This is a genomic window from Paenibacillus sp. Negev47 (assembly GCF_058313655.1).
In genome coordinates this window covers 3,549,049-3,575,519 of the sequence record NZ_CM177754.1, presented here as the reverse complement: position 1 = coordinate 3,575,519, position 26,471 = coordinate 3,549,049, and the positions used below count along the sequence as shown (strand labels likewise).

Genomic DNA, 26,471 nt, shown 5'->3' with positions numbered 1-26,471 from the left:
GCCTATCATCAATTCAACGAAACGTTATCGAACATATCATTCATTTATTTTGAACAGAGAAGGTGCTTGATTCATGGAAATTCGCCAACTAAAAACCTTTTGGACACTTGCTTCGACCTGCAGCTTTCATCAAACTGCTGAATTATTGAGTTATGTACCGTCTACCATAACGATGCAAATCAAATCCCTGGAAGAAGAGCTTGGCGTGAAATTGTTGGATCGTTTAGGCAAAAAGGTCATACTAACGGATGCAGGCCATCAATTTTTGCCGTATGCCACCAAAATCTTAAACGATGTAGAGGAAGCGAAGTGCATATCTAGTCAGGACGGAGAATTGGCGGGAACGGTTGTAATCGGAGCAGATGAAGTTCTATGTGCATATCTTCTTCCGGCCTTGTTCAAACGCTTCCGAGCCGAGTATCCTGGTGTGCGGTTATTATTCCGTCCGTTGTCTGGGCAAGAGCTTAAATCCAGTCTGAGAGAAGGACATGCCGATGTCGTTTTTGTATTGGATGAATCTGTTGCTTCCAAAGACCTTCATTCGGAGTTTTTAAAGGATGAGACCTTTCAGATGGTGGTGTCTCCCGATCATATGTTAGCATCGCGTTCCTCATTGATCGTTGATGACTTCCACAAACAGCACTTTTTGTTGACCGAAAAGAACTGTTCATATCGTACTCAATTTGACCAATCCCTACTGAAAAAAGGCGCGGATGCTCTGACAGAGCTGGAGTTTCATAGTGTAGAAGCCATTAAACAATGTGTTGTGGCTGGTCTAGGGATCGCTTTATTACCTGAAATGGCTTTGAAGAAAGAGTTGAGCGAAGGGGAAGTGATTGCTCTGCCGTGGGATTTATCGGATGTATCCTTTTCTGCGCAAATGCTCTTGCATCGGGAGAAGTGGATATCACCATCCATGGCTGCTTTCATTCAGACCGCAAAGAGTGAGTTGATCTGATTGTTCAGAATTTGTTTAGACGTATATGTTAAAATATTCTTCATGTAAATCGTGAAGTTAAACGGAATTAACCTTCAACAACTTGAGACAGATATATGGGGGATTACAATGGAGAGAAAGATTAGAAATTCTGCAAAAGCATTAATTATCAAAGATGGGAGAATGCTTGCGATTAGGCAGGAAGATAATGGCGATGTAATCTATATCTTGCCTGGCGGGAGCCAGAATGCAGGTGAAACGCTGACTGATGCCGTGAAGAGAGAAGTAGCAGCAGAAGTCGGAGTAGAGGTAGAGCCTTTATCATTGGAATTCGTAATTGAAGGTGTATACGGTGCAGCGCTTCATCGTGTAGATTTTGTTTTTTTATCCGAGTACATAGGCTTAGTGGACAATGACAATTCTATTCTGCCAAGTGACGAAAACCAAGTAGAATATGAATGGCTCGAAATTAAAAACTTGATCCAACAACCTTTATTGCCCTCAAAATTACGAAAGCAGATTGTTAGGTTGGTTGAGGGAGAAAAAACGGTTATGTATTTAGGAAATGAGGAACATGAAGACTTGAATGGTTAGATGTGCACATAGATGTCCCATTCGCACAGGCAAGCAGTCCAGCCAACGCGTAAACTGAAGTACATTCAGTAGAGCGAGGTGAAATTCCATGGCTAAAACCAATGAAATACGCCTGAAGGCAAAGCGATATAAGGATCGACCTGTCTACGTGACGCTCCATAATGGCGAAACGTACATCGGTTACATCTCGGACGTGAATAACGGAGGTGTGGTGCTTACCGGGGGAGGCGCGATTTCTCGCCAAACTACAGCTCAGCGAAAAACTCATTCTTCCAAGCAAAAATCCGGTTCACAGGGTAAAGGCACTCGTGCTCAGAGCCGTAAACAGATAAACGGTACGCGCAAACCATCCACACGTTCGCGATCAGCATCACGTGCGCAAGTGTCATCCTTTATGCCCATGATGGGTTCGCTCTTTGGCGGCCTTGGCGGAGCGGGTTCACTTGGAGGCATGCTGGGCGGCGGTATGCGGCTATTTGGCATGATCCGGCAATTCGTACCGGTTGTGAAGATGGGTTATGGTATGATCAAGTCCATTCAGCCGTTCATGGGTGCGGTTCAAGGTCTAATGGCTCCACAGAGCCAAGTTCAATCCAGCCAAGCTGAAGCGGAAGAGAACGAGGATTAATCAATAGCTTTACAAGAAAGGAAACTGCAAGCTGCTTCCCGTGATCAATGGAGGCAGCTTATTTGCGTAAACATGATTTGTATGTAACAGTGAACACGAATAAGGGACTTTCCCCGTCATCGATATGACTCATGGGACAGTCCCTTACTATAGTGGTCTTGCGTAGTATTGAAACGCGGTATGACGCCCTTCTTTAACGAAAAAGGTAGTTCAGCTAACTTGCTTTAATTAAGCCTGCTTGGTTTTCAGACGAATCACGTTCCATGACGCTTTGTTCAGGACAGCTTGCACTGTACCCTGATCAACCGTTGTATGTCCGCCGTTGTGCGGAACCACGTTACGCGGGTTCGCTTTGGTATTGATGGCTTTCAGATCGTCGTTCTCCAGTACGATATGCTCAATAAATGTAGTTTCCCCGAAGGAGCGAAGGTCCACATTCAATTCCATCTGTTCTTCCAGATGTCTGTTGACCGCAAAGATGGTGATCATTCCATTTTCTTCATCATGCACGCTGATGGCTTCAAGGTAAGGCACGTCCGTAAAGTCTTTGGAATCATACTTTGGTGAAGATACGATAGATTGAAGCACGGTACCGCGACCGAAATTGGACGCATGCATGAACGGGAAATAGGTCGTCTGGAACCAGATCGCTCCGTTATTCTCGGTCATGATCGGCGCAATGACATTAATAAGCTGTGCAAGACAAGCCATCTTCACGCGGTCCGCATGTTTGAGCAGCGTAATCAGGTAACAACCTACTGCGAGAGCATCTTCATGCGTGTATACATCTTCGAATTCTGGTGGTGCAATCTGCCAGCGTTCTTCAGCTCGGCTCGTGCCGATGGAGTTCCAGACGTTCCATTCGTCCAAGGACAGCATCAATTTCTTTTTGCTGCGTTTCTTGGCTTGTACATAGTCGCAGATCGATGCCACACTGTCGATGAATTGGTCCAGATCCAGCGATGTAGCCAGGAAGTTATATGTGTTGTCTTTATTATTGTTGTAGTAAGCGTGCAAGGACAGATAATCCACATTTTCATAGGAGAGGTCGAGAACCGTCGCTTCCCAATCTGCAAAAGTGCTCATGCCACGACTGGAGCTACCGCACGCCACGAGTTCAATATTCGGGTCGACCCATTTCATCGCTTTCGCCGTTTCATTCGCAATTCGGCCGTACTCATGCGCGGTCATAGCGCCAATCTGCCAAGGTCCGTCCATTTCATTACCAAGACACCACGTTTTGAATTTATGAGGCTCTTTGTATCCGTGGGAGATCCGCAGATCACTCCAATAGGTGCCCGAAGGATGGTTGCAGTATTCCACCAGGTTCCTAGCCGCGTCAATGCCGCGAGTACCGAGATTGACCGCCATCATGACTTCGGTTCCGACAAGTTTGGCCCAATCAGCGAATTCGTTGGTACCGACCGCATTGGTTTCAATGGTCCACCAGGCTAGCTCAAGTCTGCGTTTCCGCTCTGCTACCGGGCCCACACCATCTTCCCAATTGTAACCGGATACGAAATTCCCGCCCGGATAACGGATAATCGGCACATTCAGCGCTTTGATCGCTTCGATGGCGTCCTGGCGGAAACCTTGTTCATTCGCTGTGGGATGACCAGGGTCGTAAATACCGCCATAGACAGCACGTCCCAAATGTTCAACAAAAGAGCCGTACAGCCGTGGATCGACCTCTGCTACCTGAAAATCTTTATCAATAAGCATCTTGGATGTAAGCAAAATGAAAACCTCCATAGAATTAATTTTAGGTGTGTAAGAAAATTTATTTCACGATGAGTTCGCTAAAAAGCAAAATCAACTCATTGATTTATTATCTAATGTGTATCATAATGCTATTATATTGAGCAAGTTTATTTTACAGGGTTCGCTAAATAACGAATTCTAAATCAATAATATAATGAATTCTAAAGAGATAGGGAAGTGAAGTTCATGATGCTTGGCACGGATTCCTCATCCTTGATCATATATGAGGCGCTCGCCAGCGAGGCCCGTTTAAATATCGTTCGCTTATTATTGCAAAACAGGGAGATGCATATCAATGCGCTTGCCAAAGAGCTGTATCTGAGCAAAGCTATAGTTAGTACACATGTGAGTAAATTGCAGAAAGCGGGCATCGTAGGCAGCCGCATGAAGCGTGAGAACGGTGGAACGTATAAATACTGCTTTATTCTGCAAGAATTTATGACTATCAATCTCTCCCCTGAACCCGTTGATGCTCCTTACCATGAAGTCTCTATTCCGGTTGGTCAGTATACGGATTACGAAGCTTGGCCCACCTGTGGCATTGCAACAACGACGCAAATGATTGGGCAATATGACACACCAGCCTGCTTCATGGACCCGGATCGGGTCAATGCGGGTATTCTTTGGTTGGCACGAGGTTTTCTGGAATATAAGATTCCCAATTATCTGAATACAGAACAGCATCTCCAGGAAATTGAGATTTCACTCGAACTCAGTTCGGAAGCACCCCAAGTCAATGAAAACTGGCCTTCCGACATCCGCTTTTCCCTTAATGGCAAACACCTGGGAACATGGACAAGCCCAGGGGACTTTGGGGATCGGAAGGGCAAACATACACCGCTATGGTGGAAATTGGACGTCAACCAGTATGGTGTACTGAAGGTGCTGCGCATTAACGGAGAAGGGACGTTTATGGATGGCCAGCGCATCTCGGATGTGCGTATCCATGATCTGCAACTGGATTCTTCCACCTACTGGACGTTTGGATTAAGACCGGAAGAAGGGGTGCCAGGCCGTGGTGGGCTTACGCTGTTTGGAAAAGGGTTCGGCAACTACGATCAGGACATTTTGATTCGGTACTATTACGAGACTGCAGCGTTGAAAAAGGAATAGAATAATCTGGAATGTTAGGATAAAATATAACCATCTGAACAAAAAGGAGCGTTTTCAAATGTCTAACAAGGTGTGTATGCTTTAGGTTCACAGAAGGATATTTGCGTTACAGGGATTCCTTTTGTGGACATTGCAGTGCGGGAAACCGTCCAAACAATGTTTACTGGAGGAGATCATGATTAACTTTAACGAAGCTGTTAACATTAGCAATACACATATACTGGCACTGGTATCCAAGCTGTTTGACCTGGAGGGTTACAACATTCAGCTTATTCCCCCTCATGAGGGGGGACGTAATGTCGTTTACACTTGTGAGCAAGAGGGGCGAGAATCGCTAATTCTCCGGGTGTCTTTTTTGCATGACAGAAAGCGAGAAGATTACATTGCCGAACTGGAGTATGTCCGGTATTTATTTGAGCACGGTGCAAGTGTCTCGAATGTAGTTAACTCGAAAAGGGGCCATCTGCTGGAAGAGATCACTTATGATGAGCATACGTTCTTTATCTGTATGTTTGTGAGGGCCAAGGGGAAGTTGCTGGTAGAGAACCATTATCAGTACCGTGAAGGGGTCCCACTTACCGAATACTATTATAATAGCGGTAAAGTCCTGGGGAAAATACACCACATATCGAAAAGTTATACTCCCGTCCATCGCCGGCATCATTTGATTGACAATTACAACGGTAAATATATCGATAACTTGGTACCTGAATCATTCTCTTTGCTCAAGCAGAAGATGGTCGAGCTCCTGAATACCTTACAAGGTTTGGATACAAACCAGGAAACCTTCGGGATGATCCATTTCGATTATAATGACGGGAATTATTCGATCGATTTTGATACAGGACAGATTACCGTGTATGATTTCGATAATTCATGCTTCGGTTGGTATATGTATGATCTGGCTGATCTATGGACGCACGGTATGGGTTGGATACAATTCGAACCCGATGTCAGTAAACGCAGAACGTTCATGGGAGAGTATTTTAAAACCGCACTTGCCGGTTATACTTCCGAGACCCGAATCGCAGATGCGATGTTGGAGAAGCTGCCTTTATTTATTCAAGTCACCCTCTTGGAGAATATTCTAGGTCAATTTGAGGAAAGGCAGCGTGCGGGCGAAGAACCGGAAGCTGACGAAGAACTGTTGTATCTCATTAAATGTCTGGAAGAGGATATACCGTACAAAGGATTTTTCCATGAGATGTATTCCACTGAAGCTCCTTTTGAGTATGAGGAACGCTGAAGAGACCTGTACGTAAACTAAACCCTGAATAACCAAGGATTCATCGAGTGTGGAGGCAGCCGGATCGACCGGTTGCCTCTTTGTTTGTCTGCGGCATGTTATTCAAATTTGGAAGGAGGCACGTTGTAAAATTTTTTGAATGCTTTGGAGAACGTAAAGGGATCGGGATAGCCCAGAAATCCGGCAATTTGCTGAATCGTATATTTTTTCTCGTACAGATAGTCTCTGGCCCGGTTCATTTTGATCTGATTGATGTACTGCCCCGGTGTAATACCCAGAATTTTCTTGAACAAAGAAATAAAATATTTCTCTGAGACGCCGGCAATGTTTGCAAGCTCGTTAACTCGGATGGCACGATGGAGATTCGCATCCACGTAGGGAAACACATTCTGAAGAACCTCCAAACTTCCTTCGATTTTCCTCGGTTTTCGGTCTTTCAGAAACACACCATGATACAGGCCTTGCCTGTGTAATTCAAAAATTTTGGCGATGACGAGAAGCAGAGAGGCTTTCAAGTAAAGTGGACTTCCGGAAGCACCGCTACTCTGCTTGAACCTTCGATAGGACGAAGTGAACAGCGTTGATTCCTCTTGAATCAGATTGCCAGGTACAATGCCCGGGAGTTGAAACTCGCCGAGAATTCGCTTTTGCTCAGCAATGCTGAAATCAAAATGCATGTATATGAATCGGCACAACTCTCCTGTCGTGGAAGCAGTGTAGGGCATATCTGGATAAAAAAACACCACGTCACCCGGTTCTGCATTATGCTCGATTCCATCGATGGTAATCTGCACGGAGCCTGCTGTAATGAACCACAGATCATAATCAGAATGAGACTTGTGTTCCGTCCAAGTGCTGTCGTGCGTTTGTTCCAAATAAGAGCTCATGCGAAGTGTGATATACTCCGAAAGTTCATCGATTATACTCATATTCACAGTTCCTGCATGCATCTAATCCAAACCATTCCTCTCCACTTTATGACATCCTTTATATTTTACTATCATAACAAAGGATTTTCTTCTTGTTAACCATCGTACGATATGACATGTATTGAAAACTATCACACATTCCGATTCCAGCCCACTCACCTATAATGAACTTATATCGTTATGAGGAGGGGTTATGGATGAATGCTACAAGTACACAGCATCCAAAGGTAGTCGTTATTGGGGCGGGCAGCCTGTTTTTTGGTCGTCAGTCCATCTGGCAGATGGTTCACTCCCCATATTTGAATCAGGGAACGTTGGCTTTGGTAGATACGGACGAGGAACGGCTCTCGAAAATGGTAACACTAGCGGAAATGGTCGCCAAGGAGAACAACGTATCCCTAAAGATTGAGGGGTCAGTGGACCGAAGACAGGTGCTTCCGGGAGCCGACTTCGTTGTGCTCAGCTTTGCGGAACAATCGGTTAAATATCGGGGCATCGACTGCCAGGTTTCTCTAAAGTATGGGATTCGCATGTGTTCCGGCGATACGATTGGCCCAGGCGGAATCTTTCGCGCGATGCGGGAACTGCCGGTTATTATGGATTGCGCCAAAGACATTGAGGAGTTGTGTCCGGATGCTTGGGTGATCAATTATATTAACCCGTCTACCGTTCATGGCATCGCATTACATCGCTATGCTCCGAAGCTTAAATCGTTTGCGCTGTGCGATAGTCATCATATGCCGCATAAGAAAGCCTATTATGCCGTACGAGCCGGAATCATCGAAAATACTAGCCAGTTTACCGCAGAAATAGATCAGAAATTCGATTTTCGTATCGCTGGTGTCAATCATTTCACTTGGCTGCTCAAAGCCGAGTATGAAGGAAAAAATGTGATGCCCACAATTGCAGAAGCCATGCGTAAACTGGCAGGTGATGAGAATAACGGCGGTGATCGCGGCGCAAAAGCTCTTTTTAACGATGCAATTACCTATGAACTGTATGATATTTTCGGAATCATTCCTACTTGTACCGCGCATACAAAGGAATACGTTCGGTATTGGCAGGGTCTTGGCAAAACTGCGGACACGATTCCTCCATTATCGATCTGGGAGACAGAGGACAGGTATGAGCGTCATGACGAAATGTGGCAGCAGGTGGATGATTTCCTTGCGGGGAACATTCCGATTGCCGATTACATGAGCACCTTCGGACCGGATCATGCGACAGATATCATCGAAAATATGGTGGGGAACTTGGGCAAAAAGTTCTTCATCAATACGCTCAATCAAGGTGCGGTAACCAATATGAATGCGGATTCGTTCCTGGAACTACTATGCAATGTAGATATGGATGGGGCGAAGCCACTCCATGTAGGCGAGATGCCGCGCGGAATAAGAGGTATGCAAGAACTTATACTGGATACTCATGAGCTTACGGTCGAAGCTGTGCTCGAACAGAGCTACGAGAAGTTGAGAAGGGCGATGCTCACTGACCCGCTCGTGAATTCCATCAGTGACGCGGACAAGATCATCCATGAATTGTTGGAACTGGAGCGTGAGATGATTCCGGAAGTTTGGTACAAGGATAGACTGCAGTGTAGCTAAGAATAGAGAACGATCAAAGACCACGTCGGTTCCTTCCAAGGGACTAACGTGGTCTTTGTTTTTATCTTTTGTCATGTATCAAGAAATCCTACTCCACTTTAAACAATCCATCATGGTCTTCATAGTACGAAGTAATAAAATCACGAAATTCTCTTACAGCAGGAGATAACCATTTTTGTTTGACCCAGGAGAGGCTAATTGGATATATCGCTGAATCATCAGCAATTTTTACATAACGTAAGCCCAGTGCTCTACACACGGAGATCGGAAGTAATGCAACACCCTGATTAAGCCTGATAATTTCAAGCAGGGTATGAGAATCGACCTCAAATGCAAGATTGGGCTGGAAACCTGCTTTTTCACAGAGCATGGTGGTAAATCGGCTGTACTCCTTATTATCTGCAAGGGAAATAAAGGGCTCGTTTGCAACAACACTTAATGAGACGCTTGTCTCTCCGCCGTATACATGATTCGTGGGCACAACCAGAACAATGTCCTCCTCAACAAGAACAACACTCTCAATCTCCTCATCCTGAATCGGATGCCCTGTAATGCCCAGATGCATGTCGCCTTGCTTCAAACCTGTGATAATTTCACTGCGTGTCCCAATACCCTGATGAAGCTTGGTTTCGGGAGAAGCGTTGATATAGTCACTAATGAGGCCTGTGAGAAATCGGGTATTCGTAATCGAGATCCTGATTGTATTGGATATTTGCTGTTCCTCTGCTTTAATCTCCATCTCTGCATTTTCAATTTCAATAAAAATCCGGTTTACATGTTTCAATAAAATTTCACCTGAGGAATTCAATTGAATGTTTCGTCCTCTCCTATGAAATAGGGGGGTACCCAGTTCATCCTCAAGTTTTTTAATCGTTAAGCTTAGGGAAGGTTGAGCGATATTCAATTGTGCAGCTGCCTTGGAGATATGTTCAGTATAGGCAACGGTCTGAAAGTATTTGAGCTGGAGCAATTCCATTCATTCGCACTCCTTATTTATTCTGATAAATATATATAGCACTTATTATGTATTATATTAAATTTAAATATTGGTGTAGAATTTTTTTATGAGATAAAGATCAAATTTTAAATACCAAAAACCTGACTATATAGGCTGAACTACTCATTTACACAATAACGAAGAGGACAGAAAAAACCTGAAAAGCGAAGCGCTCGCCTAAAAGCTTTCTGAAAGAAAGCTGCATCGGAAGCATAAGCTATCCCCGAATTTTCCCCTTTAGAAAAGGGAATCGAAAAATCTGGTGATAACAGCGATTGGAAGGTTGTTCTGTCATCGTAGTGTCAGTGTGAATAATCTTGAGTTCAACTTATATAGAAACAAAACATAAGGTAGGTGTCATTTGATGAAAATCGATGTGAATAACATAGCTAAAAATCTGAATACACCACTAACGGCTCCTGCATACCCAATGCCACCGTACAAATTCGTGAATCGTGAATACTTGAATATTATTTATCGAACCGATGAAAAAGCTTTGCGGGCAGCCGTACCAGAGCCTCTGGAAATTACGGAACCTTTGGTTAAATTCGAAGTGATGTGGATGCCGGATGTTTCTGGACTGGGTGCTTATACAGAAGCTGGACAAGTTATTCCTGTGCAATTTAATGGAGAGGAAGGCGATTATGTGCATTCAATGTACGTCGACAATTTCCCCGCGATTGCGAGTGGTCGAGAGCTTACCGCCTATCCGAAAAAGCTGGGTGCACCCAAGTTGTATACCGATTCAGATACACTTGTCGGCACACTTGATTATGGAACGCTGCGTGTAGCCACGGCAACGATGGGCTATAAACATGTGGAGATGGATAAGGAGTTCGCGAAACGTGAAATATGCCGACCTAATTTTATGATTAAGATGGCTACAGACTATACCGGGAATTTAAGAATATGTGATCTGATCCGCACTCAAATTACGGACATCGAAGTGAAGGAGGCCTGGACAGGACCTGCCCGACTTCATCTGTTCGAACATGCGTTGGCACCTCTTGCAGATCTGCCTGTGTTGGAAGTTGTGTCCGCTTCTCATATCCTTACCAACCTAACCTTAAACGCTGCACAACCTGTATATAACTACCTGGAAGAGAAATAAGGAGGAAAAATAAAATGAGAATTGCAATTGTAGGAGCAGGATCTTTGGGAACCATCGTAGGCGCATACCTTGCGGATGGCGGACTCGACGTAGAGTTAATCGACGCATATCAAGAACATGTAGATGCTTTAAATCAGACGGGTGCTAAAGTGACGGGTACCACAGAGTTTCAGGCCAAAGTAAACGCAATTACTCCTGATCAAAAATCAGGACAATATGATCTCGTGTTACTTTTAACCAAACAACTCTACAACGATTCCATTCTCCAAGAATTACTTCCTTTCTTGAAAGAGGACAGTATAGTGTGTTCCTTGCAAAACGGAATTCCGGAAGAAAAAGTCGCATCCATCGTGGGTGAAAAACGTGTTATTGCTGGCTCCGTTGAGTTCGGCGCTACATTCATTGAACCGGGTGTGTCGAGCCTGACCACTGAGTACACTCAATTTAAGCAGTATGCTTTTCAAATAGGCGAATTAAATGGTGAATTCACCGAACGAATTCAGCGCGTGAAATCGGTGTTGGATCTAGTGGGTGGAACACATATTTCCGATAACCTGGTTGGTACAAAATGGTCCAAATTGCTGATCAATAACGCATTCAGTGGTCTATCCGCTGCATTGAATGGGGAATATGGAGACATTATGGATCATGAAGCCGGCATTGTGAGCGCAGCTCATATTGCTGACGAGACAATTAAAGTGGCTCACGCCAATGGGATCACATTGGTTAAAATGAATGGATTCGATATCGCTTCACTCGAACTGAACAGCGGAGAAGATATCCCTGAACGGGTAAAAACCTTACGTTACGTGATGGAGCCCTCCAGACTCCTCAAAGCAAGCATGCTTCAAGATCTGGAGAAGAACCGCAAAACGGAGATTGATTATATTAACGGGGTTGTTTCAAGCAGAGCAAAAGGTACTGGAATTGCGACACCTTATAATGATTTAGTTGTACAACTGGTCAAATCAGCTGAAGAAACGCAAACCGTTCCTCATTTTGACACGAATATAAAAGCTTTTGAAGAACTATTAAGTTCACTAAAATAAATTCATATGTTTACACTGAAAGTCGCTATTATAGCGACTTTTTTTATTTCCTACATTATACAAAAGGGGAATTGATTTTGATATAAATATTACCAGAAGCTGTTGAACATATATCGTAAACTCGACATATTATTAGCCTGTTCCAGTCACTGGTAGCCTATCTAGTCATAGGTATTTGAAAGAATACATAAGGCATGGTATAGGAATAAAAAATAGCTTGCTGTATAAGGAATTAATAACCGTTGGATAATAATGACATTGACAACTGCAGGTTTTTCCAAAATAATAGAATGTAATTGAATACTGGTACCTTTAATTCAGTCCAGAGAGGCTGGCAAGGGCAGCGGATTTCATAATCACGCGAGAATCAGGGCATATTCCGTAATAGGATGCTCTGTGTCTTCGCGCGGGTTATGATGCAAAAAGAGGCTACTTGTCAGTGTATAACTTGACGAGTAGCCTTTTTTTTCTGCTTTTTTTGGTATCAGATACACTTTATGTTGGGGGTATTCTGATGAGCAAACAAGATCAAGAGTTTTCATGGCAAGCCGTGCCGAAAGCGCAAAGAAACCACTTTTGGAAGACGTTATCCGTCATGCTGGGTTTCACTTTCTTCTCTGCAAGCATGCTGGCAGGAGGCACATTGGGCGTCAGCTTGACGTTCATGGAGTTCATTGGCATCGTACTTGCAGGCAATCTGGTGCTCGGTATCTACACAGGGGCACTGGCACATATCGCCGCCAAAACGGGCCTGTCCACTCATTTGCTAGCTAAATATGCGTTCGGTGCGAAAGGGTCGTATCTGCCTTCATTCCTGCTAGGTTTCACACAGGTCGGATGGTTCGGAGTAGGCGTAGCCATGTTCGCGATTCCGGTCGCCAAAGCCATGGACTGGAACGTGTACCTGTTAATTATCGTGTTCGGACTTGCCATGACAGCATCAGCCATCTTCGGCATGAAGTCACTCGTCATTCTCGGATATATCGCGGTTCCTGCGATTGCCATTCTCGGTGGTTACTCCATGTTCGAAGGTGCAGGTTCGCTGGGTGGTCTGCAAGGGTTGCTTGATTACACGCCGACTCAGTCGCTTACCGCGGCGGCAGCATTAACGATCTGTATCGGATCATTCATAAGCGGCGGAACGCTGACACCCGATTTTGCCCGGTTTTCCCGGACATCGAAACAGGCAGTTATCGCAACAGTGATTGCATTCTTCCTGGGTAACTCACTCATGTTTCTCTTCGGTGCAGTTGGTGCGATGGCCTATAACCTGGCCGATATCTCGGAGGTCATGTTCCTGCAAGGGTTAATGATCCCGGCAATTATTGTTCTGGGTCTGAATATCTGGACGACGAATGATAATGCACTTTACGCATCGGGTCTTGGTTTTGCCAACATCACCAAAATTTCGAAGAAATTCTTCGTCATCGTAAACGGCATCGTCGGTACCGTATTCGCTATGTGGATGTACAACAATTTCGTCAGTTTCCTGAACGTACTGGGCGCGGCGGTACCATCCATCGGGGCTATTATTATCGCAGATTACTTCATTGTGAAACGTAGAAATTATAAGTCATTTGCCGAGATGTCTTTCAAAAATGTAAACTGGGTAGCGATGGTGGCTTGGGCCATCGGCGTGGCATTCGCCCAACTGGCTCCTGGCGTAACACCATTGAACGCACTGCTTGGTACAGCAGTAGCCTATATTGTCTTGATGCTGATTGTTCCTGCGAAAGAATCCAAAGAAATGGGGAAAATAAATGATTATACAGAACGCAAAATTGCGGGGTAAAGAAGGACTATGGAATATCGTAGTGAAGGACGGGAAGTTCGACCGAATCACACAAACGCTGGAAGTGATTGAAAATGAGGAAGTCCTGGATGTTAACGGATCGCTTGTGCTTCCACCATTTATCGAACCTCATATTCATCTCGATACAACGCTCACGGCAGGCGAACCGGAATGGAATCTAAGCGGAACGCTGTTCGAAGGCATCCAGCGCTGGTCAGAGCGCAAGGCTTTCTTGACACATGAGGATGTCAAAACACGCTCCAAAACAGCACTGAAGTGGCAAATGGCACAAGGCATCCAGCATGTACGGACACATGTGGACGTTACCGATCCGAGTTTGATTGCCGTTAAAGCGATGCTTGAAGTAAAAGAAGAGATGGCTCCATATATGGACATCCAGCTTGTTGCTTTCCCGCAGGAAGGCATTCACTCTTATCCAAACGGTGCAGAACTGTTGGAAGAGTCACTGAAGATGGGCGTTGACGTAGTCGGCGGCATTCCACACTTCGAATTCACGCGGGAATACGGCGTTGATTCAATGAAAGTCGCGTTTGATCTGGCCGAAAAATACGACCGTCTGATCGACATCCATTGTGATGAAATCGATGACGAACAATCCCGTTTTGTTGAAGTCGTTGCCAAGGAAGCTTACGAACGTGGACTTGGTTCACGCACAACGGCAAGTCACACGACAGCGATGGGATCATATAATGACGCTTATACGTACAAGTTGTTCCGTTTGCTCAAGATGGCTGATTTGAACTTTGTCTCCAATCCGCTGGTCAACATTCACTTGCAGGGACGTTTCGATACGTATCCAAAAAGAAGAGGTCTGACGCGGGTTAAAGAGTTGCAGGAAGCAGGTCTGAATGTATGCTTCGGTCATGATGACATCTTCGATCCTTGGTATCCGCTCGGTACAGGCAACATGCTTCAAGTGCTGCATATGGGAATTCATGCTTCGCAGTTGCTTGGTTATGATCAGATCGTGAATTCAATTGACCTTATTACGAAAAACAGTGCAAGAACGTTACACATCGAGGATGTATACGGTATCGAAGAGGGTAAACCTGCTAACTTCATCGTTCTTGAAGCAGAGAATGAATATGAGGCCGTACGCAAACAATCCGGAGTGCTTTATTCTTACAGAGGCGGTCGTAAAATCGCGGAATCCAAGCCGCGGGACACGTCCATCATCTTTGAGGGCGGTTCAGAGAAGGTTACTTTCAATAAATAATGAAGAAGAACTAATCCCATTAAAAGTCGCTATTTAAGCGGCTTTTTTTGCTTTTTCACCTTTTATACTGCCTGGCCTATACGATGTATTTTATAAGGAACATGAAAGGTATCAACAGACAAATTGAAAAACCTCCCTATGTTTATAAAGGAGGTCTTTGCGTACTCATACTTTGCCACAGAGAGTAGAGTACTGCTGCTTGTTTTTTTTACAACAAACCTGCCCATTTCAGACCATGCCAGATCCCATCCTGCTCTGCCCTTGCTGTAACATGAGACGCCAGTTGTTGTAGAGAATGCGGGGCATTGCCCATAGCAATGCTGCAGCCTGCATAACGGAACATCTCCATATCATTGAAGTTATCGCCAAAAGCATACACATCTTCAGGGGAAAACCCCGTTCGGTCTGCGAGTCGGGTAACACCTTCGGCTTTGGAACCTCCGGCGGGTAGAACGTCCATGGACAACGGATGCCATCGTACAAAGTGGAGATCATGAAACTTTTCACGGTATACTGTTTCCTCTTCTGAGGAGCAGAATAACATCGTCTGATAGATCAACCTATTCGTACAGAAGCCCTCGGTGTAACCAGGATGCGTAACACCAAGCGACGTTAGACAAAGGTCTACATGTGGATGATATTCCTGACTGCAGCTCATCTGTGAATGATCCAGATAAACGAGTGGATGTCCCGATAATTCAGCAAATACAGACAATTGCTCCAAAGCTTCCGAACGGATGGGATTACTGTGAATGAGTTCTCCTTGATGCATCACATATTGTCCATTGAAACTAACATAAGACTCCAGTTCCAGTTCAAGCCGCACTTGTTCCAACAAGAACGGAGATCGTCCTGAAGCTAAAGCGACCACATGTCCGGCTTCCTTTAACGCCAGAACGGCTTGCTTGGCGGAAGCGGGAATTCGATTATGGCGGTCCAGCAAAGTACCATCAATGTCAAAGAAAATCAGTTTCGGGGTTGGAGTCACAACGTCACACTCCTTCACCGCCGACGGAAGAAAGACTCAGACTTACTTGTTCATTCAGGGCGAAAGGAAGAGGAGAGATGACTTCCCAACGTTTGGTATCACTGCGAATATCATAGTGGAATTCTTTCCCTTGAAACTGAACATTGGCGATCTCGCCCAATATTCCAGCTTCAGTGCAAGGTTGTAAATGAAACTCATCGGGCCTAACGGGATACAACCCGTTGGATTTAAAATAGTTTGCAACATGCTTGCCAGGCCAAGCAATATTCGTACCGTCTTCAGGGATGAACATGTCTGTATCCCAGTGACCCTTGACCAAATTGGATTTCGATACAAACCTCGCCACGAATTCGGTCTCTGGCCGCAAATAAATCTCCTGCGGCGTTCCAGCCTGTTCAATCCGACCATCCTTCATCACAATAATTCGGTCAGCCATGGCAAGGGCTTCGCCCTGATCATGCGTAACATAAACTACGGCTGATTTCGTATTCCGATGTACTTGTTGAATCTCACGCCGCATATCCATGCGAAGCATGGCATCCAAACTGCTGAGGGGTTCATCCATCAGCAGCAATGAGGGCTGGGGGGCGATGGCGCGTGCAATAGCGACGCGTTGTTTTTGTCCTCCAGATAGCTCATGCGGCATACGTTCGGCCAGATGGGACAGTCCAGACATATTCAGGACTTCCTGAATGCGGTTCTGCTCGTTATTTTTAATATGAGGAGGTGTTGATTTATGTGTTCTAATGGGAAAACGGACATGTTCGGAAACATTCATATGCGGCCAAAGTGCGAAGGACTGGAACACCATGCCAATTCTGCGTTTCTCCGGAGGTAGCAATGTCCCTGAACCTGCAACTACCTTGCCATCCATCAGAACATTACCGCTACTTGGCTGCTCAAATCCGGCAAGAATACGCAGCAATGTGGTTTTTCCACAGCCTGACGGTCCAAGGATCGCGACGAATTCGCCATCCTTAATCGTTAAATCAATGGAATGAAGTGCCTGGTAACTTCCGAAGGATTTGCTGACCTGTTGAATCTGGATACTCATGACTTCACTCCCTTACGAGTTGCCCAACGTTGAGCGATGAGCAAAATAACTCCGCCTGCCGCAATAAGTGCGACAATCAGACTGGACAATGCAGTTGAATAAAGGGTATCTCCTGCCTGTTCAAAACTAAATATGGTAACACCAATGGTCTGTGAACCTGATGAATATAACAATGCCGATACAGTAAGCTCGGTCAGGGCAGTCAGGAAGACCAACATACCTCCGGTCAGAATACCCGGCAGCAATAAAGGCAGCAGAACAGCAGTCCATTTACGCCAGAAACCGGCTCCGGATATCCGCGCGGCTTCTTCCATGGATGCATCCAACTGCATGAATGAAGTGACACTTGAACGGATCTGAAGAATAAGGAATCGGCAGATGTAGGCAATAAACAAAATGGTCATGGTGCCATAGATGCCAGGGTTCCAACCGGGAATAGGCTCCATCCATACCAGAATCATGGACAGTGCGAACACAATGCCGGGTAGTGTATAGGGAACAGCAGTGGCCAGTTCGGCCATTTTATTGAATTGATTAGGCTTACGAACTCGTATATAAGCAAATCCTGAACCAATAATCAGACAAGCCAGCATCGTGACAAGAGAGAGGACCAGGCTGTTCTGGATCGCCTGCCACACACGCTCATTCTCGAAGAGAATATATTTATAATTGTCCAGGGTCATATTGGCACGAGTCAGACCGAGACCATACGCTCTTTTTAAAGACATCGAGATCATTGAAGACAACGGAATAATTGTAATCAGTGCGAGACCTGCCCATATGGCCAAGGTCAGCGGCTTGCGCATGCGACCCAAATTATACCTTGGGGTAAGATCAGGTTGCATCGTATCCGAAGCATGACTTTTACGTAAAAGAATCCACTGCAACAGACTGCCGACTACCGCAGCAGCACCGAGCAGTACAGATAACGATGCACCACGGGCAAATGCCGAAGGGCCGAATCCGATAATCTCTTCATATATAAGTGTACTGAGAACGGAAATATTCACAGGTGTGCCAAGGAAAGCAGGTATTCCGAAATTGTCCAGCGAAGCCAGGAAAACCAGCAATCCGCCCGCCGTTAGACCCGGAAGAGCAAGCGGCAGTGTAATACGACGGAAGACCTCGATCCTGCTGGCACCACCGGCTCTGGCTGCCCACTCCAGATCACGCGGGATTTTGCGGAGTACATCCAAAGTGAACATATACACCAACGGAAAATGATGAATACCCATCACAAACACGATGCCGCCCATACTGTACATGCTCCAAGGAGCCAGATCGGGATGAATCCATTGCAGCAGATGTGCGAGCCAGCTCTGTGACCCGGTAAATGAAGACCAAGATAACGTGAGAACATAAGAGGGAAGAATAAAACAAAGCATGATCCCCATATGAAGGGCCGATTTGTGTCGTATATCCGTATAGGCGACGACCCAGGCCAGTGCAGTTCCAATCACGAGCGAGAACACGGTTGAACCGATGACGATATATACGGTATTACGCAATGTGGACCAGAAACGCTCCTGCTGAAGCAATTCGTTATAATGTGCTAACGTTAACCCTTGCTCGCCCTGAAAGCTAAGAAGAACCAGCTTCAGGATGGGGTACACAAAGAATAATAGAACAGCTATAGCACCCAACAGGGCGATCAATCGATTCCAACGAAACAGGCCGGGGAGGGAGAAAACGGACTTGCGCCCGTTATCTTGTCCCCTAAGAATGATCATGTTTCTCTTCAATTTCTCCATTCAGACAGCTCCAATCCTTACTCGCCAAACACATTAATGAATTGCTGTTTATCTGTTTCACGATCCGCTGCAAGTTTGGCCGCATCGCCAGGCAAAATCTTCATTTCTGATACACCTTTCAATCCTTCAGGTGGGGCAATACCTTCACGAATAGGGGAGTAACCGATCTCGGCAGACAACTTCTGGCCCTCTTCAGAGAGAATGAAATCTACAAAGGCTTGAGAAGCCGGTACGTTGGCAGCTTCTTTCATAATCCCGATCGGTTCTGTAATGATGGGAACACCTTCTTCTGGATAGATCAGTTCAACTGGAGAACCTTTCGCTTTTTCACGGGCTACGAGGTAATCCACAACGACGCCATATGATTTTTCACCGCTGGCTACAGCTTTCATAACGGCACCATTTCCTTTAATTACGGCCATGCCATTCATCTTGGTTTCCTGTAGAAAATCCCATCCAAACCCATCTGTTCGACTAAACACACCGATGTTATATGCTGCTGCACCCGAGTATAAGGGACTCGGCATAATACTTGCGTCCTTACTGTCCGGCAGAGTCAGCTCTTGCCAAGATGTCGGTTGAGTAGTGACTTTTTGGGTGTTGGTAGCGAGTACCGTTGCCATAACCTTCGTACCGGCGTACATACCGTCCGGATCAACCAGATCTGTCGGGATTTCGCTTAGCTCTGGGGACTTGTACGATTGTAGAAGATCATCTTTTTTCAGATTTTCAAAGGTAACTGCATCGGCCAGCAGGAGTACATCCGCCTGTGTTTTACCCGCTTGGCGCTCTGCCTGAAGCTTGGCAGTGACTTCTTCGGTTCCGGAACGGAAGATGCTGACTTGAACATCAGGATATTTATCGTTAAAAGCCTTTACCAGTTTGCCTGCATCTTCTTCAGGCTGGGATGTATAGAAGGAAAGTTTACCTGACATTGTGCTTGAAGCTGCGCCTGAACTATCTTGATCTGGCGTGGCTTGTCCCTGTGCAGAACAACCGCTGAATACAATCATGCCTGCCAGAAGGGGCAGTAGTAACGACTTTTTGAATGGAATCACAGATAATCTCTCCTTTGGTGTCTAGCTGATAAATTTAGAGTAAGAACGTATGGATTGCCTGCGCAACGCCGTCTTCAGCGTTGCTGCCAGTCACAACATTAGCGATTTCTTTCACATGGAGCTCTGCATTTCCCATGGCGATTCCTAATCCTGCCCATTGCAGCATGTCCAGATCGTTATCATAATCTCCGGCTGCAGCTACCTTATTGGGTTCGATCTGATGTGCATGACATAGACGTTCGAGTGCGCCTCGTTTACTGACTCCGGCTGAATTAACATCAAATCGCAAACTTCCTGTTCGTGTACATTGGAATAATCCTGATTCGTCAAGGATACGAAATAGGTTTTCGCGTGAGTCGTGGTCTGTACAGATTACGGCTGCTTTGAAGAGCATGCCTGACATCTGGCTTACAAAGGTTCTGAAATCCTTTCCGACTTCAACGAAGCGAATGAGATCAGCCTGTTTAGCATCAAGTTCATCACCTTCTTCAAATGAATCCAATTCCGGTCTGTTGACCCTATTGTTGATGGCCCAGTTCCTATTGATATCATTAATCTCTTGGACGTAGAGGACATTGTATCCATAGAAATGGATGTAAGCTCCTTCTTGCTGGATGACATCCAACATGAACAGCATATCCTCTGTTTTGAGCGCAACGCCATCAAGCAGTTGTCCAGTCACGGGATCTACCGTCACAGCACCGTTCAATGCTACCAGTGGGAAATTCATGGAGACTTCCCTAGCGTGTGACCATACGGAAGCGGGAAATCGCCCAGATGCAATCGTGACATTCACTTCCGCTGAGATTAATTGTTGAATGGAGCTTCGTGTCATAGGTGTTATCATTTTATCTGGATTGAGCATCGTACCGTCCAGATCAAGGGCTAACAATCTGTACATGAACATATTCCTCCCGGATCGATTAACTTACACAACATACATACGAAGTGGTTCGGGTATATCCACAGGCCCCTGGAAAGAGCGGCTTGCTTCATCCCGCATGAATTCCAGATTACCATCTCCGGGAAGATGGACAAGGACGAGCTGCTTGACGTTAGCCTGACCAGCAATCATGCCTGCCTGAAGTGCATTCATATGTCCTTGGCCAGTTGTGTGTACACTGCCTTCACAGATGGTAGCCTCACATAGAAAGATGTCTGCATCACGAGCCAGCTCGATAAGGGAATCACAGTACGAGGTATCACCGGAATACACCAGCACCTTGCCTTGATATGTGATCTTAACGGCGTAACATGTAATGGTATGCTGCACCTGTACAAATTCGATCTCTGCGCCAGCAAGCTGAATCTTGGATGAAGGATCAATCGGGATGACCTCGGTATGTTCACCATATAGACCATTCAGAATATCCACTGGATTATCCGGTGCATACAGCTTCAGTTTATTCAACATGCGACCATTGCGAATAGCACCCGCTGCAGCATATTGGAGGACTCCCAGATCCGCGATATGATCATGATGCAAGTGAGACAAAATAACACCTGATAGTTCTTCCACACATGTCTCGGTGGGGAGCTTACTCATAACGCCGCTACCACAGTCCAACAAAATCTGCCCTTCATCTGTGGTTACAAGGTATCCCGCAGTTGCTCCGCCAGCTGCGGGATAACCACCCCAGTAACCTAATATCTTCACATTCATCTTTGCACCTCAGTCTGTCTTGATCTGCATTCTTTACAAATGTTCCGTACAGTTACAATTGTAAAAAGAGTTTATTACTCTCGTGTCAACCGAGTGTCAATCTTTTGTAAAATTGTTTTGGCAAAGTTATCCTGGCTTGACTCCGCCGCGAATCCCATTTTATAGTGGGAAATGTGTAAGAAGGGAAATTTAAACGCAAAAGGCGGACTTATATGTGAATATAGACGAACGCAAAAATATGATAAGAGTCTGTAAGATGTATTATTATGAATCCTGGACACAGGAGAAGATTGCGGAGAAGCTCGGTGTATCCAGGCCAGTCATCTCCAAGATGCTGCAGCGTGCGAAGGAAGAGGGCATTATTGAGATTGTCATTCACGATGATGATTACGAAACGTCCAAATTGGAGAAAAAACTGGAAGATTTATTTAACCTCAAACAGGTGCTGGTCGTTCCAACCAAGGATCTGAATAAAGAGTTGTTGTCGAGTGCAGTAGGCAAGGCTGCTGCTCAATTTGTCCAAAAACTGATTAAAAACGGTGACCGTGTGGGTGTCTCATGGGGCAATACGCTCTATCATATGGTGCGAGAGTTCCCTTTGGAGAAAAAAGAGAATGTCAAAATCATTCCACTGGTGGGTGGAACAGGGAATTCGCGAAATGAAATGCACTCCAATCAGATTGCCTATGAGTTATCCAAAAAAATGGGCGTAACCTGTGATACGTTATATGCTCCGGCCGTTGTGGAAACAGAAGAGTTAAGGGAGCAAATTGTTGGCATGCCTAATATTTCGGCCGTTCTTAAAGAGGGGGAGAATATCAATCTCGCTCTGGTGGGGATCGGAAATCCGTATTCCATGTCAACGATGGAACGATCGGGTTATCTGAATGAGCAAGTGTTAGCTGAATTAGAAGCACTCCATACGGTAGCGGATATTAATTCTGTGTTTATTACTCGTAAAGGTACAATCACCGAACATCCCATTAATCATAGAGTCATTGGCCTTGGACTGGAGCAGTTAAAGAAGACTAAAACGGTGGTGGGCATGGCTTTTGGTCTGCACAAAATCGACTGCATCCTGGCTGCTTTGCGAGGAGGGTATATTAATATGCTCATTACGGATGAAGTCACAGCAAGTCAAATTACGAAAATTTGATGTTCGAGGATCATCATTTATCGATTTCAAACATCTTGGTGCTAGGTATTGATATTAGATGTGGATTTCATTGGCCTTCAACTCCAAACCGGAGAATATATTTCTGGGTAGTATCGCCCAATGAAGTAATTTTATGTGAGTTTTGTATATGGAGTTTAGAATACCCCCCCTTTAAGGTAGAAGAAGTCAAATGCACCTTTGGAGGGGGGGGTTAAGTCCTAAAGGAAACCCTCTAGGTTGGATGAAATTTTTCGAGATACCGAGATTAACAGCTCACGTTCTTGTTCCGAGAGATCTTGTGATGCAGCTTCCTCCATTTTTGTCCAAACGGCAACAGCCTCGTCAACGAGTTGTCGGCCATTTTCAGTCAGTGTAACTAGCGTGACGCGCCCATCTTTGGGCGATTTAGAGCGAGTGACCAGGCCAGACTCTTCTAATCGCCGAACGGATTTGGCAATCGTTGAATGGTCCAAGCGCATCGTCCGTCCTAGACTCTGCTGCGATTGTCCATCTTGCTCTCCTAATTGCATTAACATAATTTCTTGACCAGTAAACAGTCCAACTTCACGCAACAAGTGCGCAGCCAAACCACGATGTGATCTCGCCATGGAAAAAACCGCAAAGTTAATGGGGAATTGCTGGATGACTTGCATTTCTTTTTCTACATGAGATGTATTAGAGTCTGGTTTGTGTTCTTCTTCAAAGTTGTTCATCACTCTTCACCTTTCCGCTTGTGCTTCTATAAGCGTAGTGAATAATTCAACACTTGTAAAGTGAGGGAGTTATAAATGGAAATGCCTCCGCCAAGTTATTCTTCAAGTCCCTATCGAGTTCTTCCAAAGGACGTCCTGGTCGATTAACAATAAGTACATCAGGCCAAGCTGAACGAATATTTGTAAGATGATCTTCATCCCCACCATGCAGAATATGAAGATAGGCTAAGTTAAGTTTAGCAAGTTCAGAAATCAAGTATTCATATACTTTAGGCCCGTCTGTGCCTTCAGATATATCGCCTAAAGGAACCCCGGGAGAGAGTCGAATTGCTGTGCGACCTGCTCCAATTTCCTCAGCTACAGCTTTTGCTACCTCGATGGCAAATCTAGCGCGATTTTCAATTGAACCTCCATACGAGTCGGTGCGTACATTTGCATTTTCAGAAATAAACTGATGTACAAGATAACCGTTTGCTCCATGAATTTCTACACCATCAGCACCTGCCGCTATCGCAGCTGCGGCTGCTTTACGGAAGTCCTGAATCGTTTCTTGAATCTCTTCCAGACTTAACTCACGCGGAGCAGGAATATCTTGCATGCCTTTCGCAGTGTACATCTGTGCTTTGGGAGCAATAGCTGAAGGAGCAACGGGTTGACGGTGATGTGGTGTATTTTCTGGATGTGACATCCGGCCTGCATGCATAAGCTGAATGAACAGATATCCTCCTGCCTGATGTACGCGATCTGTAATCTGTTTCCAACCTCTTATGTGCTCATCTGTATAGATACCTGGGGAAGTTAAATAACCTTGTCCATCCTCGGATGGCTGAGTTCCTTCACTAATGAGTAGACCCATTGAAGCGCGTTGTTCATAATACTCTGCACTATGTGTTCCAGGGGTACCATCATAAAGCGCACGGGATCTAGTCATTGGAGCAAGAGCCAAGCGATGTTGCAAATTCAAATTCCCTACGGATACTGGTGTCCAAATTGTGTTCATATGAAAATTCCTCTCGATTTTTCCGTATTTATGTTTCCGGAAAGACAAAATTAACAAACAAATATTTGATTTGTCAATGAGAAGATTGCATTCAAGATTCAAGCGGACAATATGTAAGAAGGTAAATCAACTTTTTAATTGACACCCATATATCCTAATGATAGGATATATTCATCCTAGTGTTAGGATAAATAATTATAGGGTAAAGAGGAGATTGAATTTATGAGTATTCTATCCATTGTTCTGCAAGTCATATTGGGGTTAGGGTTCCTTATGTTTGGGTTTATGAAGTTTGGGTCCAAGCAGATGGTGGAGGGATTCAAGCATTATGGATATCCCGGAGCGTTTCGAGTGTTTACTGGACTGATCGAAGTTATTGCAGCAGGTTTAGTTATTGCAGGTATTTGGAGTGAAAATTTAGCTGCTTGGGGTGGTTTAGTCATCGTTGTAACGATGATCGGTGCCATCCTTACTCACATTAAAGTTAAGGATCAATTGAAACAAATGCTCATGCCGATCATTTTATTAGTGTTGGGATTAGTTGTATTGTTAATCAATTACGGATCTTTGTTTGTGTGAGTAGTGAGTTAATCTAAGGAGAGATTATAATGGGAATCCAAATTATTAAACCTGGAGATCAAGCGAGTGGTCAGTTCGATGGCGGTAAAATACAAGAACAAAAACCTATTGGTTTTTCTGGAGAAGGATCCATCATTACTCGTCTAGGTCCCTTATTTTACTGGGCTTGGGCTCACTCTCAGGAACCTGCAGAAATCGGTTTGCATCCACATAAAGGTTTCGAAATCATCACCTATGTCATTAAAGGTAAGGCATATCATCAGGATACACTGGGTACGGAAAGTGTTGTAGAAGAAGGGGGAACCCAACTGATGCAAACAGGCTCTGGTGTGTACCATGGCGAGGCTTTGAAGGAACCAACAGAAATATTTCAAATCTGGTTTGAACCTCATTTAAGTCAAGCGGTTAAACGTCCCCCTGTTTATGTACAATTCGATTCTAATCAGTTTTCGGTAGTATATATAGACGATGTGAAGATCAAAAAAGTTTTAGGAAACGATTCTCCCATGCAAATCGTGACAGATGCCCAAATGTGGGATGTATTTATTCCACAAGGGAAGGTATACACGCATAACCTTTCCCTGAACCGTACGTTGGCTAGTTTAGCGATTAGAGGGGATGGAACGCTTGCTTTAGATACAGGGGAACCCACTCATTTCTCACATAAGGACTTTATGATCACTCAATCAAAGGAAGAAGAGAGAATCATCATAAAAGCTGTAGATCAAGACCTTAGAATTGTACTCATTGAAGTTCCTACAGAAGTTGCGTATCCTTTATATAATAAACCAAGATAACCAATGGTGACTTTTCTTGTAGTCATCTAATTAGGAGGTTCGCTACATGTTTCAAGGAGATGAACAAAGTCAGATTGATTTAAGACTTTTCCGTGTGTGGATAAAAGCAAGTAAAACGGTCTTTGATGATGTTACAAAAGATATAGAAAGTTATGGCATTAGTAACGAGAACTTCATGGTTTTGGAACTCCTTTATAATAAGGGACCACACACGGTTCAAAATATAAGTGAAAAATTTTCTATCCCTAGTGGGAGTATCACATATGTAGTAGATAAGCTTGAAAAGAAAGAATTAGTAAAACGGGAACCAAGTCCAACCGACCGCCGATCATCAAATGTAGTCATTACAGATCAAGGTCAAGCCTTATTTAAAGAGATCTTTCCTCAACACGTTGAGGTAATTTCTAAGAATCTTTCCTATATTACCAATGAAGAAAAAATACAGTTAACTAATCTTCTCAAGAAAATCGGATTAGGCCCCAGTCATACCAAATCATGAATTGAGCTCATATGAAGAATTATTCGAAGAGAAAGTCGGTTCTCCTCAACAAATTATTGAAAAAATGTTGTACCAATACGAGTTGTATGGGCAACAACCATTGTACCTGCTATTAAGAAACACACAATGAATAGTAAACTAATTTGACGTCATAGGTAGTAAAAAACGAAGGCAGTTCCCTTCGTTTTTTTTAGCATATTAATCCATATGGAATG

General features: G+C 44.7%; 25 protein-coding genes. 14 read left to right on the top strand and 11 right to left on the bottom strand.

The features are described 5' to 3' along the window. Positions 1-73: 73 nt before the first annotated feature. The 3 genes from AC4G47_RS16005 (at position 74) to AC4G47_RS15995 (ending at position 2,159) form a co-directional block, all read left to right on the top strand. Positions 74-958, top strand: a complete 885-nt coding sequence (locus AC4G47_RS16005) for a LysR family transcriptional regulator (protein WP_491101781.1) — start codon at positions 74-76, stop codon at positions 956-958. 108 nt (positions 959-1,066) lie between these two features. Next, complete coding sequence (locus AC4G47_RS16000) at positions 1,067-1,531, top strand: NUDIX domain-containing protein (RefSeq protein ID WP_145326039.1); 465 nt, start codon at positions 1,067-1,069, stop codon at positions 1,529-1,531. 88 nt (positions 1,532-1,619) lie between these two features. Then, the gene (locus AC4G47_RS15995) at positions 1,620-2,159 is read left to right on the top strand and encodes a hypothetical protein (RefSeq protein WP_491101780.1); all 540 of its coding nucleotides are present in this window, start codon (positions 1,620-1,622) and stop codon (positions 2,157-2,159) included. A gap of 228 nt (positions 2,160-2,387) precedes the next feature. On the opposite strand, the gene arfA is transcribed toward AC4G47_RS15995, so the two are convergent. Beyond that, on the bottom strand, positions 2,388-3,881 hold the full coding sequence (gene arfA, locus AC4G47_RS15990) for an arabinosylfuranosidase ArfA (RefSeq protein WP_491106723.1): 1,494 nt from the start codon (positions 3,879-3,881) through the stop codon (positions 2,388-2,390). A gap of 225 nt (positions 3,882-4,106) precedes the next feature. On the opposite strand from arfA, the gene AC4G47_RS15985 reads away from it, so the two are divergent. Then, the gene (locus AC4G47_RS15985; protein ID WP_491101779.1) at positions 4,107-5,033 is read left to right on the top strand and encodes an ArsR/SmtB family transcription factor; all 927 of its coding nucleotides are present in this window, start codon (positions 4,107-4,109) and stop codon (positions 5,031-5,033) included. 175 nt (positions 5,034-5,208) lie between these two features. Next, positions 5,209-6,279 carry a phosphotransferase enzyme family protein gene (locus AC4G47_RS15980; RefSeq protein ID WP_491101778.1) on the top strand — a complete coding sequence of 357 codons (1,071 nt, stop codon included), beginning with the start codon at positions 5,209-5,211 and terminating at the stop codon, positions 6,277-6,279. Positions 6,280-6,377: 98 nt separating this feature from the next. On the opposite strand, the gene AC4G47_RS15975 is transcribed toward AC4G47_RS15980, so the two are convergent. Further along, on the bottom strand, positions 6,378-7,229 hold the full coding sequence (locus tag AC4G47_RS15975; protein ID WP_491101777.1) for an AraC family transcriptional regulator: 852 nt from the start codon (positions 7,227-7,229) through the stop codon (positions 6,378-6,380). A 176-nt stretch (positions 7,230-7,405) separates the two neighbouring features. Between AC4G47_RS15975 and AC4G47_RS15970 the strand changes: the two genes are divergently transcribed. Next, positions 7,406-8,812, top strand: a complete 1,407-nt coding sequence (locus AC4G47_RS15970) for a family 4 glycosyl hydrolase (RefSeq protein ID WP_491101776.1) — start codon at positions 7,406-7,408, stop codon at positions 8,810-8,812. Positions 8,813-8,900: 88 nt separating this feature from the next. On the opposite strand, the gene AC4G47_RS15965 is transcribed toward AC4G47_RS15970, so the two are convergent. Continuing rightward, positions 8,901-9,788, bottom strand: a complete 888-nt coding sequence (locus tag AC4G47_RS15965; RefSeq protein ID WP_491101775.1) for a LysR family transcriptional regulator — start codon at positions 9,786-9,788, stop codon at positions 8,901-8,903. Between the two features lie 385 nt (positions 9,789-10,173). Between AC4G47_RS15965 and AC4G47_RS15960 the strand changes: the two genes are divergently transcribed. The 4 genes from AC4G47_RS15960 (at position 10,174) to AC4G47_RS15945 (ending at position 14,998) form a co-directional block, all read left to right on the top strand. Beyond that, positions 10,174-10,920: an acetoacetate decarboxylase gene (locus tag AC4G47_RS15960; RefSeq protein WP_491101774.1), complete on the top strand. Its 747-nt coding sequence runs from the start codon at positions 10,174-10,176 to the stop codon at positions 10,918-10,920. 14 nt (positions 10,921-10,934) lie between these two features. Then, positions 10,935-11,969, top strand: a complete 1,035-nt coding sequence (locus AC4G47_RS15955) for a ketopantoate reductase family protein (RefSeq protein ID WP_491101773.1) — start codon at positions 10,935-10,937, stop codon at positions 11,967-11,969. Positions 11,970-12,483: 514 nt separating this feature from the next. After that, positions 12,484-13,761: a cytosine permease gene (gene codB / locus AC4G47_RS15950; RefSeq protein WP_491101772.1), complete on the top strand. Its 1,278-nt coding sequence runs from the start codon at positions 12,484-12,486 to the stop codon at positions 13,759-13,761. Beyond that, positions 13,730-14,998 (top strand): cytosine deaminase, encoded by a 1,269-nt coding sequence (locus tag AC4G47_RS15945; RefSeq protein WP_491101771.1) that lies wholly within the window; start codon positions 13,730-13,732, stop codon positions 14,996-14,998. The genes codB and AC4G47_RS15945 overlap by 32 nt, the downstream gene beginning before the upstream one ends. A gap of 208 nt (positions 14,999-15,206) precedes the next feature. Here the strand turns inward: AC4G47_RS15945 and AC4G47_RS15940 are convergent, their stop codons facing one another. From AC4G47_RS15940 to AC4G47_RS15915, 6 genes are read right to left on the bottom strand one after another with little or no spacing between them, the layout of a single operon-like run. Next, positions 15,207-15,986: a Cof-type HAD-IIB family hydrolase gene (locus tag AC4G47_RS15940; RefSeq protein WP_491101770.1), complete on the bottom strand. Its 780-nt coding sequence runs from the start codon at positions 15,984-15,986 to the stop codon at positions 15,207-15,209. 4 nt (positions 15,987-15,990) lie between these two features. Next, a complete protein-coding gene (locus tag AC4G47_RS15935) occupies positions 15,991-17,040 on the bottom strand; it encodes an ABC transporter ATP-binding protein (protein ID WP_491101769.1) in 1,050 nt (349 codons plus the stop codon). After that, positions 17,037-18,791, bottom strand: a complete 1,755-nt coding sequence (locus AC4G47_RS15930) for an ABC transporter permease (protein ID WP_491101768.1) — start codon at positions 18,789-18,791, stop codon at positions 17,037-17,039. Before AC4G47_RS15930 ends, AC4G47_RS15935 begins: the two co-directional genes overlap by 4 nt. Positions 18,792-18,808: 17 nt before the next feature. After that, complete coding sequence (locus AC4G47_RS15925) at positions 18,809-19,849, bottom strand: ABC transporter substrate-binding protein (RefSeq protein WP_491101767.1); 1,041 nt, start codon at positions 19,847-19,849, stop codon at positions 18,809-18,811. A gap of 34 nt (positions 19,850-19,883) precedes the next feature. Then, positions 19,884-20,750, bottom strand: a complete 867-nt coding sequence (locus tag AC4G47_RS15920) for a Cof-type HAD-IIB family hydrolase (protein ID WP_491101766.1) — start codon at positions 20,748-20,750, stop codon at positions 19,884-19,886. A gap of 27 nt (positions 20,751-20,777) precedes the next feature. Further along, positions 20,778-21,512, bottom strand: coding sequence for an MBL fold metallo-hydrolase (locus tag AC4G47_RS15915; protein WP_491101765.1), 735 nt, complete (start codon positions 21,510-21,512; stop codon positions 20,778-20,780). 256 nt (positions 21,513-21,768) lie between these two features. Between AC4G47_RS15915 and AC4G47_RS15910 the strand changes: the two genes are divergently transcribed. Further along, complete coding sequence (locus tag AC4G47_RS15910) at positions 21,769-22,668, top strand: sugar-binding transcriptional regulator (protein WP_491101764.1); 900 nt, start codon at positions 21,769-21,771, stop codon at positions 22,666-22,668. Positions 22,669-22,886: 218 nt separating this feature from the next. Here the strand turns inward: AC4G47_RS15910 and AC4G47_RS15905 are convergent, their stop codons facing one another. Both AC4G47_RS15905 and AC4G47_RS15900 read right to left on the bottom strand, forming a co-directional pair. Then, entirely contained in the window at positions 22,887-23,381 is a 495-nt protein-coding gene (locus tag AC4G47_RS15905; RefSeq protein WP_440119582.1) for a MarR family winged helix-turn-helix transcriptional regulator, read from the bottom strand. Between the two features lie 46 nt (positions 23,382-23,427). Then, the gene (locus AC4G47_RS15900) at positions 23,428-24,381 is read right to left on the bottom strand and encodes an alkene reductase (RefSeq protein WP_491101763.1); all 954 of its coding nucleotides are present in this window, start codon (positions 24,379-24,381) and stop codon (positions 23,428-23,430) included. 222 nt (positions 24,382-24,603) lie between these two features. Here AC4G47_RS15900 and AC4G47_RS15895 point away from each other — a divergent pair, with 222 nt between their 5' ends. The 3 genes from AC4G47_RS15895 to AC4G47_RS15885 are packed head-to-tail and all read left to right on the top strand — an operon-like array spanning position 24,604 to position 26,256. Beyond that, positions 24,604-24,960, top strand: a complete 357-nt coding sequence (locus AC4G47_RS15895; protein ID WP_458126938.1) for a DoxX family protein — start codon at positions 24,604-24,606, stop codon at positions 24,958-24,960. A 29-nt stretch (positions 24,961-24,989) separates the two neighbouring features. Continuing rightward, entirely contained in the window at positions 24,990-25,757 is a 768-nt protein-coding gene (locus tag AC4G47_RS15890; RefSeq protein WP_491101762.1) for a pirin family protein, read from the top strand. A gap of 46 nt (positions 25,758-25,803) precedes the next feature. Further along, positions 25,804-26,256, top strand: coding sequence for a MarR family winged helix-turn-helix transcriptional regulator (locus AC4G47_RS15885; RefSeq protein WP_491101761.1), 453 nt, complete (start codon positions 25,804-25,806; stop codon positions 26,254-26,256). Positions 26,257-26,471 lie beyond the last annotated feature (215 nt).

Coding starts and splice junctions, on each gene's coding strand:
- AC4G47_RS16005 (WP_491101781.1), top strand. CDS start 74: ATGGAAATTCGCCAACTAAAAACCTTTTGGACACTTGCTTCGACCTGC.
- AC4G47_RS16000 (WP_145326039.1), top strand. CDS start 1,067: ATGGAGAGAAAGATTAGAAATTCTGCAAAAGCATTAATTATCAAAGAT.
- AC4G47_RS15995 (WP_491101780.1), top strand. CDS start 1,620: ATGGCTAAAACCAATGAAATACGCCTGAAGGCAAAGCGATATAAGGAT.
- arfA (WP_491106723.1), bottom strand. CDS start 3,881: ATGCTTATTGATAAAGATTTTCAGGTAGCAGAGGTCGATCCACGGCTG.
- AC4G47_RS15985 (WP_491101779.1), top strand. CDS start 4,107: ATGATGCTTGGCACGGATTCCTCATCCTTGATCATATATGAGGCGCTC.
- AC4G47_RS15980 (WP_491101778.1), top strand. CDS start 5,209: ATGATTAACTTTAACGAAGCTGTTAACATTAGCAATACACATATACTG.
- AC4G47_RS15975 (WP_491101777.1), bottom strand. CDS start 7,229: ATGCATGCAGGAACTGTGAATATGAGTATAATCGATGAACTTTCGGAG.
- AC4G47_RS15970 (WP_491101776.1), top strand. CDS start 7,406: ATGAATGCTACAAGTACACAGCATCCAAAGGTAGTCGTTATTGGGGCG.
- AC4G47_RS15965 (WP_491101775.1), bottom strand. CDS start 9,788: ATGGAATTGCTCCAGCTCAAATACTTTCAGACCGTTGCCTATACTGAA.
- AC4G47_RS15960 (WP_491101774.1), top strand. CDS start 10,174: ATGAAAATCGATGTGAATAACATAGCTAAAAATCTGAATACACCACTA.
- AC4G47_RS15955 (WP_491101773.1), top strand. CDS start 10,935: ATGAGAATTGCAATTGTAGGAGCAGGATCTTTGGGAACCATCGTAGGC.
- codB (WP_491101772.1), top strand. CDS start 12,484: ATGAGCAAACAAGATCAAGAGTTTTCATGGCAAGCCGTGCCGAAAGCG.
- AC4G47_RS15945 (WP_491101771.1), top strand. CDS start 13,730: ATGATTATACAGAACGCAAAATTGCGGGGTAAAGAAGGACTATGGAAT.
- AC4G47_RS15935 (WP_491101769.1), bottom strand. CDS start 17,040: ATGAGTATCCAGATTCAACAGGTCAGCAAATCCTTCGGAAGTTACCAG.
- AC4G47_RS15930 (WP_491101768.1), bottom strand. CDS start 18,791: ATGGAGAAATTGAAGAGAAACATGATCATTCTTAGGGGACAAGATAAC.
- AC4G47_RS15920 (WP_491101766.1), bottom strand. CDS start 20,750: ATGTACAGATTGTTAGCCCTTGATCTGGACGGTACGATGCTCAATCCA.
- AC4G47_RS15915 (WP_491101765.1), bottom strand. CDS start 21,512: ATGAATGTGAAGATATTAGGTTACTGGGGTGGTTATCCCGCAGCTGGC.
- AC4G47_RS15910 (WP_491101764.1), top strand. CDS start 21,769: ATGTATTATTATGAATCCTGGACACAGGAGAAGATTGCGGAGAAGCTC.
- AC4G47_RS15905 (WP_440119582.1), bottom strand. CDS start 23,381: ATGAACAACTTTGAAGAAGAACACAAACCAGACTCTAATACATCTCAT.
- AC4G47_RS15900 (WP_491101763.1), bottom strand. CDS start 24,381: ATGAACACAATTTGGACACCAGTATCCGTAGGGAATTTGAATTTGCAA.
- AC4G47_RS15895 (WP_458126938.1), top strand. CDS start 24,604: ATGAGTATTCTATCCATTGTTCTGCAAGTCATATTGGGGTTAGGGTTC.
- AC4G47_RS15890 (WP_491101762.1), top strand. CDS start 24,990: ATGGGAATCCAAATTATTAAACCTGGAGATCAAGCGAGTGGTCAGTTC.
- AC4G47_RS15885 (WP_491101761.1), top strand. CDS start 25,804: ATGTTTCAAGGAGATGAACAAAGTCAGATTGATTTAAGACTTTTCCGT.